Raw genomic sequence first — 6623 nt, forward strand, 5'->3', positions numbered from 1 at the left:
AAATGTATTATTTAATAAACTGGGGGGTTGAAGCCTCACCCCAACCCCTCTCCGCCCGGAGAGGGGCTAATAGATTTACACTAGTCAGCATATCCCTATTTACCCGCCAGTAAATACCCTGCTACATCTGCCAGTTCCTGTTCCGATATGCCGGCAACAGCGGGTTCCGGCATGAGGCTTTTGTTTTGCTTTTGCCTTGAGCTGATCTTATCCGTTGCAATGGTATGTTGCTGCCCGGCTACATCTTTTACAATTACAGCCTGTTTATTTTCACTGATCAAAAAGCCAAAAAAGGAACCCCCATCTTTTGTATTGATGAGCCAGGGTTCATAACCCAATAGTATAGCCGCACTGGGATGAATGATGGCATCGAGCAAACCGGTCTTATCAAACTTTTTTCCAATGCTGGTTAATTCCGGCCCAATGCTGCTACCGGTTTGCCCAACCTTATGACAGGAAGCACAATGGCTGGCGAAAACGGATTTTCCATTTTTTTCATCGCCCTTTATGCCGGCAATATCAGTTATGGAATAATTTTTTTGCACGCCGGCCTGCTTAAAATACTTCCCTGCCTGCACCCTTACTGTTAGGTCGGGGTTTTTGAAAATGCTTTCTTCCATAGCAGGGACCAGTTCTTTTGGAAATTTATTTTCCGAAGCAAGACCAATCAATAGCTGGCCGCCTAATGAATCTTTTGCCATTTGCTCCAGCCGCCCTTTTCTTGCGCCTAATGAAAGGTGTTCATCCTGCACAGCCAGCAATCTTGCTTTCATGGCAGCCAATTTCCGTTCATAACCGGTATTGATTTTCAATTTCTTCCAGTCTAACAACGCATACCAATCGTTGCCCTGGCGGAAGGAAAGCCAGTAGGAAGCCTGTTCGGCCACATCGGGTAACTTATTTTTGCTTAGCGTCAGCATGGTTTCAGCCGCCCCTTTATCTTTTATAAACGCAATGGCGGTAACAGCAGCCCTTCTTTCCTTAGCATCAAGCGCTGCATCACCGGCACGCAGCAAAAGATCGGGCAAAGCCACTGCCGGGTGCAAACGCCAGGCAAACATGCTCATTTTTTTATCCCACTCAGCAGGCGTTTTATCATTTGCCAGCAATTGTTTTATTTCGGGATATATTTCTGCTTCATGCCCGGCCATTGCTGCGGCCACAGCATTCAGGTACCAGCGGTCTTCGCCGTCAAACTGCCCGGCCAGTTCCATTAACACGGGTTTGGTTTTTTCAAAAGGCAGATCCCGCAGCGCAATGGCAATTTCCCTGCGCACAAATGCCGAAGGATCTTTTTGCAATTGCACGGCATAGGGCATTATATCGGGAACGGCTACACGCAAAGCACGGAAAGCCGTAGCCCTGGTCATTTCATTATCGCTTTTTAATAGGGCTGCGGTTGCCGTTACGCCTTTTTGTCCCAATTGTGCCAACAACCATATCGCCCTTGCCTGTATATATGGATTTTCATCTTTTAATAATTGACTAACAGGTTCAACAACCCCTTCGCCCTGCTGCTTCAATTGCTGAAACCCAAGGTGGCGCACATTGATAGCCGGATTGCGGAGTGCTGCTATTTGTCCTTCGGTTGTCCCAAGATCAATTTTCGGGGAACGGAGTGTTTTGTTTTTAGGCGTTACGCGATAAATTCTTCCGAAACCTTTTTTATCCTGCATCTGGTGTCCGCCCACAACCGGGTCGTACCAATCCGCTATATATATCGCACCATCTGTTCCTATAGCCACATCGCTGGGACGGAACCATTTTTCTTTATGCGTATTGGCGGCACTGTCGTTCCATACATACAATGCATTATCCCCGCTTAAAGAGGTGATGAAGTTCTTTCTTTCGCCGGGCACCAGCCCCGATTTTTCCTGGTGCGGATGATAACCGAAGATGACATTCCTTCCTGCATCGGCGCTTAATAACAGTCCGCGGTATTTTTCTCCCAGCGCATCGCCTTCATTTAATACCACACCTGTAGGCGCTCCTGCCCCGCTCCGGTCGCCCACGGGCATTACGCCGGGATCTTCCTGGTGCCAGTGTGCTGTAAATATCTCCTGGTCGGGCCGCTGATCGGCCTGCCAGGTTCTTGTTCCGTCTGTACTGAAGTAGCCGGCATTTCCGCCTTCGGCCAGCCACGATACACGGCAGGCCGCCACTTCATCGTCATTATCGTTCTGCCAGAAATTGCCATACGAATCGGCAGTGAGTTCATACGCATTCCTGAAATTATGCCCCATTACTTTTAATCCTGTACCATCCGGATGAATACGCAGGGCCAATCCCCCAACCCATACTTTTCCGTCATCACTTTTTAAATTGCCTTCATTTTTGGTATTATAGGGCGTTCCGCCTGTATATATACTGCCCGAACGCAGGCTCCACCCACTTTTATCGGTTACCATATGCGGACCTGCATTGCCCGTATTGAAATACCAGTTGCCATCGGCGCCGGCCAATACCGCATGCAGCGAATGATCGTGATCCTTTCCGCCAAAACCAGTCAGAAAAATTTCTTTTTTATCGGGCTTGTCATCACCATCTTCATCGGTATATATAATAATACTGGGAGCACATGAAACGACCACCTTATTCCCCATTACGGCTATGCCTAAGGGTGATACAAGGCTGGTATCCTGCACAAATAATTTTGAAGAATCGGCAACACCATCGTTATCGGTATCTTCCAGTATCATTACCCTGTCGCCTTTAGGATGATGAAAGAATGCAGTGGAATCGTTATTGAAATTGCGGTAGTTCACCGCTTCGGTTACCCACACTCTGCCACGTGCATCTATATCCATATTGGTGGGATTATAGAACATAGGTGTTTCAGCCCATAGGGTAACTTCCAGGTCGTCAGGAAGATAAAAGGGGAGATCGGTTCTGGCTTTTTGGTTTGATGGCTGGCAGGCCGTAAAAAAAAGAATACAAAAGCAAATGCCTGTAAAAGCGCGGGTTGATTTCATCCGTATATTTTTTATTTTTTTAATGGTGGGTTAGCCTGTCCGTTAAAAGAGGGAACACTCCGCATATGCATATCCCTGTGTGTAAAGCATTTACCATGCTCCATTCATTTATTAAACAATTTTTGTAAGTAGGCAAGATTGTGACGGTAACTTTCAACTGTATCGCCGCCTTTGGGTATGGCGCCTTCTATCTGCATCCAGCCATTACCCTTATATCCTGTTTGATAAATGGCTTCGCTTACGCCTTTCCAGTTTACCGTTCCTTTATCCAATAAAAATCCGTTTTCTTTCATATGCAGCTCACATACCAGATCTTTTCCCAGCTTTTTAAATTCAGCAATAGGGTCGTGACCCGCATCGGCCGTATTGCGGAAATCGAAATACACTTTCAGGTTTTTTGATCCCACCTTGTCAATGATCTCCATATGTTCTTTTGCGTCAAGGTAAGATTCAATGCCAAGGACAATACCTTTGGCCTCTGCATAAGGCATTAATGCCCGCAAATGTTTAATGGCCGCTGCTTTCCTGGCATCATCATTACGCAGGTCGCTGGCATTAAAAAAGGCCAGCAGCAAAACCTTTACCTTAAGATTTTTGGCCGCATCAATGGAACCCTTTACCCATTCCTGTACCCGGTCATCGGAATGAAACGGCACCCGGTTATATATACCCATTGCCAAACTCGAAATAGCAATTCCGGTTTGAGCCGAAGTTTTAAGATAAGCGTCCTGAATTTCTTTTTGCCTGATGTGCAGGTTGTTTTCCACACTGCCCATATCTACCATAATGCCTTCCAGGCCAATGGTTTTAGCTACTTCAAAAGCACCGATATTGCTTCCTTTTCCTATAGACCAGTCGCAGGCTCCGATTTTAAAACGGCCCGCACCATCAGCCGCCATCAACGTTTTAAAAACACCCGTTTGCAGCAATGAAGTAAGTACCAAAGATTTTTTTAACAGCAATCGTCTTGTTATCATACCTGTTTTTTTTGAAAACTAAATATATTGATTTTTTAGGGGTTTTGTAAACTTGCATAAATTTAGATAATGGCTACTGAAATAAAATGTCCCAATTGCGGTCATCAATTCCCCATGGAAGATGCAGTTTCTGAAGAGTATAAGAAGGAATTACGTGAAAAGATGGCTACTTATATAAAACAAAAAGATGAAGAACTGCTTAAAAAGCAGGAAGCCTTTTTGCGCAAAGAACAAATGCTGTTGCAACAGGTGCAGCAGAAAGAAGCGGAATATGCCGGTAAGTTAGCCGATGAAAAAGTGAAGATGCAAAAATCGCTTGAGGAGAATATACGGAAAAGCATAAGCGCAGATTTTGAGAACCAATTACAAATGCTGCAACAAAACAACAGGGATAATGAAACAAAGCTGCAGGAAGCCCGCAATAAAGAACTGGAATACCTTAAAAAAGAACAGGCCCTGAAAACGAGAGAGCAGGAAATGGAGATTAGTATTCAGCAAACACTATTGACGGAAAGAGAAAAAATTTCAGCAGAAGTAAGAAAACTGGAAGAACAAAAGGGAAGCGCCAAAGAAACCGAATACCAGCTAAGGATGAAGGAGATGGAGAAACAATTAGAAGACCAGAAAAAGCTGGTGGATGAAATGAAACGCAAAGCGGAACAGGGCTCCATGCAAATGCAGGGTGAAGTACAGGAACTGTTGCTGGAAAACCTGCTGAGAGGCAGCTTTCCATTTGATGTTATAATGGAGGTTGGTAAGGGCGCGAGGGGTGCAGATTGCATTCAAACCATACGCAACCAGTTTGGACAGGAATGCGGTAAGATCATTTATGAAAGCAAAAGAGCACAGCACTTTGCAAACGACTGGATTGAAAAGCTGAAAGCGGAAATGCGAACACAGGGCGCCGAGGTAGCCGTAATTGTTACCCAGGCCATGCCAAAGGATATGGAACAGTTTGGAGAAAAAAATGGTGTGTGGATCTGCAGTTTTGCTGAAGTGAGGGCTCTGGCTCATATTTTGCGGGATGGTATCATTAAAATATATAACGCTACACGGTCGCAGGAAAACAAGGGCGATAAAATGCATTTGCTCTATGATTATTTGACCGGGCAGGAATTCGCTGAACAATGGAAAGCCATAAGGGAAGGATTTCTCTCTATGCGGATGTCCATTCAAAAAGAAAGAGATGCCATGGAGAAATTATGGAAGGCCAGGGAGAAACACCTGGAAAAAGTATTATTGAATGCCGCACATATACGCGGCTCTATTGAAGGTATTGCGGGACAGGACTCCATTGACCTCAATTTGCTGGAAGAGGAGGAAAAGGATAATTTATTGGGGGGCTAAGACGTTATATATTGTCCCCAAGCAAATGGAATGATTACCTGGATAGTAACAATCATATTAGTTATTGCAGTAATCTGGCGACTCACACGGTCTGCCAGGCATACCCTTACCGATTCAACCGATCAGCAGGGGCATGATAAAATTGCACAGGAGGAAGCGCATATTAAATGCCCTTTGGTATATAATGGCAACGAACTTGAATTTCCGGATGAAGTATTGAATGCTGTACTTACCAAACATTTTTCCTATTATAACCGCCTTTTAGACATAGACCGCGAAAAATTCATCAGCCGGCTCAGAAAATTCATTAATACTAAAATATTCATTATACATGATAAAAAAGGGTACCGGGAGATGCCCATCCTGATCAGCGCTGCTGCCATTCAGCTTACTTTTGGTTTAAGAAAATACCTGCTGTCGCATTTCAATATCATACAGATCTTTCCCGAAGCCTTTGTTGGACTGGAACCTTTCAGGATACTTATCGGTAACGTAACAGGCAATACCATTAATATTGCGTGGAAACAGTTCCTGGAGGGATACAAAAACAAATACGACCTCCAGAATGTTGGGTTACATGAAATGGCGCATGCTTTGTATTACCAGAATTTTGAAACGGAACTGAGCATTGACAGGGATTTTAAAGATTCCTTCAGCAAGTTCAATTCCATTGGTGATAAAATTTATCACGTAGAAAAAATCCTCACAATTGGTTTGTATTCCGAATATGCGATCAAAGATTTCCAGGAATTCTGGGCGGAAAGCATAGAGATCTATTTTAAAAGTCCCGATCGTTTGCAACTGCACTACCCGGAGTTGTATAAGGTGTTGTGCGATCTGCTCAACCAGGATCCGTTGAACTATCCCAATCATTTATTCGAGAAAGTGTAGCATTAGGTTTCCCTTCTTCTTCGACCCCGTTGGGGTCGAAATTCATTTCTATTATTAGGATTATAAACCTGAGACCCTTTCAGGGTCACATACAAATTCCTGCGGCCAATTTCTATGGAGGGGTTCTCCCCATCCCAAAGGGATGCAAGGTTTATAATATATACAGACAGAGAATCTGCGACCCCAACGGGGTTGAACAATTCATGTCATGCCACATGTATTTCAATCCAACCAGCCAATAGCATTTTAATTAATGCTGTATTCCATCCCAAAGGGATGCAAGGTTTATAATATACACAAACAGAAAAACTGCGACCCCAACGGGGTTGAACAATTCATGTCATGCCACATGTATTTCAATCCAACCAGCCAATAGCATTTTAATTAATGCTGTATTCCATCCCAAAGGGATGCAAGGTTTATAATATACACAAAC

Annotated in this window: 4 protein-coding genes; 2 read left to right on the forward strand and 2 right to left on the reverse strand. The window is 44.2% G+C overall.

From position 1 onward, the window contains the following. Window positions 1-95: 95 nt before the first annotated feature. Both FRX45_RS16870 and FRX45_RS16875 read right to left on the reverse strand, forming a co-directional pair. Window positions 96-2972: a PVC-type heme-binding CxxCH protein gene (locus tag FRX45_RS16870; protein ID WP_152269626.1), complete on the reverse strand. Its 2877-nt coding sequence runs from the start codon at window positions 2970-2972 to the stop codon at window positions 96-98. Window positions 2973-3076: 104 nt separating this feature from the next. After that, entirely contained in the window at window positions 3077-3949 is an 873-nt protein-coding gene (locus FRX45_RS16875) for a sugar phosphate isomerase/epimerase family protein (RefSeq protein WP_152269627.1), read from the reverse strand. A 69-nt stretch (window positions 3950-4018) separates the two neighbouring features. Here FRX45_RS16875 and FRX45_RS16880 point away from each other — a divergent pair, with 69 nt between their 5' ends. Both FRX45_RS16880 and FRX45_RS16885 read left to right on the forward strand, forming a co-directional pair. Continuing rightward, window positions 4019-5296, forward strand: a complete 1278-nt coding sequence (locus FRX45_RS16880) for a DUF2130 domain-containing protein (protein ID WP_152269628.1) — start codon at window positions 4019-4021, stop codon at window positions 5294-5296. Between the two features lie 30 nt (window positions 5297-5326). Then, window positions 5327-6187 (forward strand): zinc-dependent peptidase, encoded by an 861-nt coding sequence (locus FRX45_RS16885; RefSeq protein ID WP_152269629.1) that lies wholly within the window; start codon window positions 5327-5329, stop codon window positions 6185-6187. Window positions 6188-6623: the final 436 nt, after the last annotated feature.

Source organism: Agriterribacter humi (genome assembly GCF_009192765.1).
GTDB lineage: Bacteria > Bacteroidota > Bacteroidia > Chitinophagales > Chitinophagaceae > Agriterribacter > Agriterribacter humi.

Bases quoted from the DNA above. Each gene is read 5' to 3' on its own strand.
- FRX45_RS16885 (WP_152269629.1), top strand. From the start codon at position 5,327: ATGATTACCTGGATAGTAACAATCATATTAGTTATTGCAGTAATCTGG.
- FRX45_RS16880 (WP_152269628.1), top strand. From the start codon at position 4,019: ATGGCTACTGAAATAAAATGTCCCAATTGCGGTCATCAATTCCCCATG.
- FRX45_RS16875 (WP_152269627.1), bottom strand. From the start codon at position 3,949: ATGATAACAAGACGATTGCTGTTAAAAAAATCTTTGGTACTTACTTCA.
- FRX45_RS16870 (WP_152269626.1), bottom strand. From the start codon at position 2,972: ATGAAATCAACCCGCGCTTTTACAGGCATTTGCTTTTGTATTCTTTTT.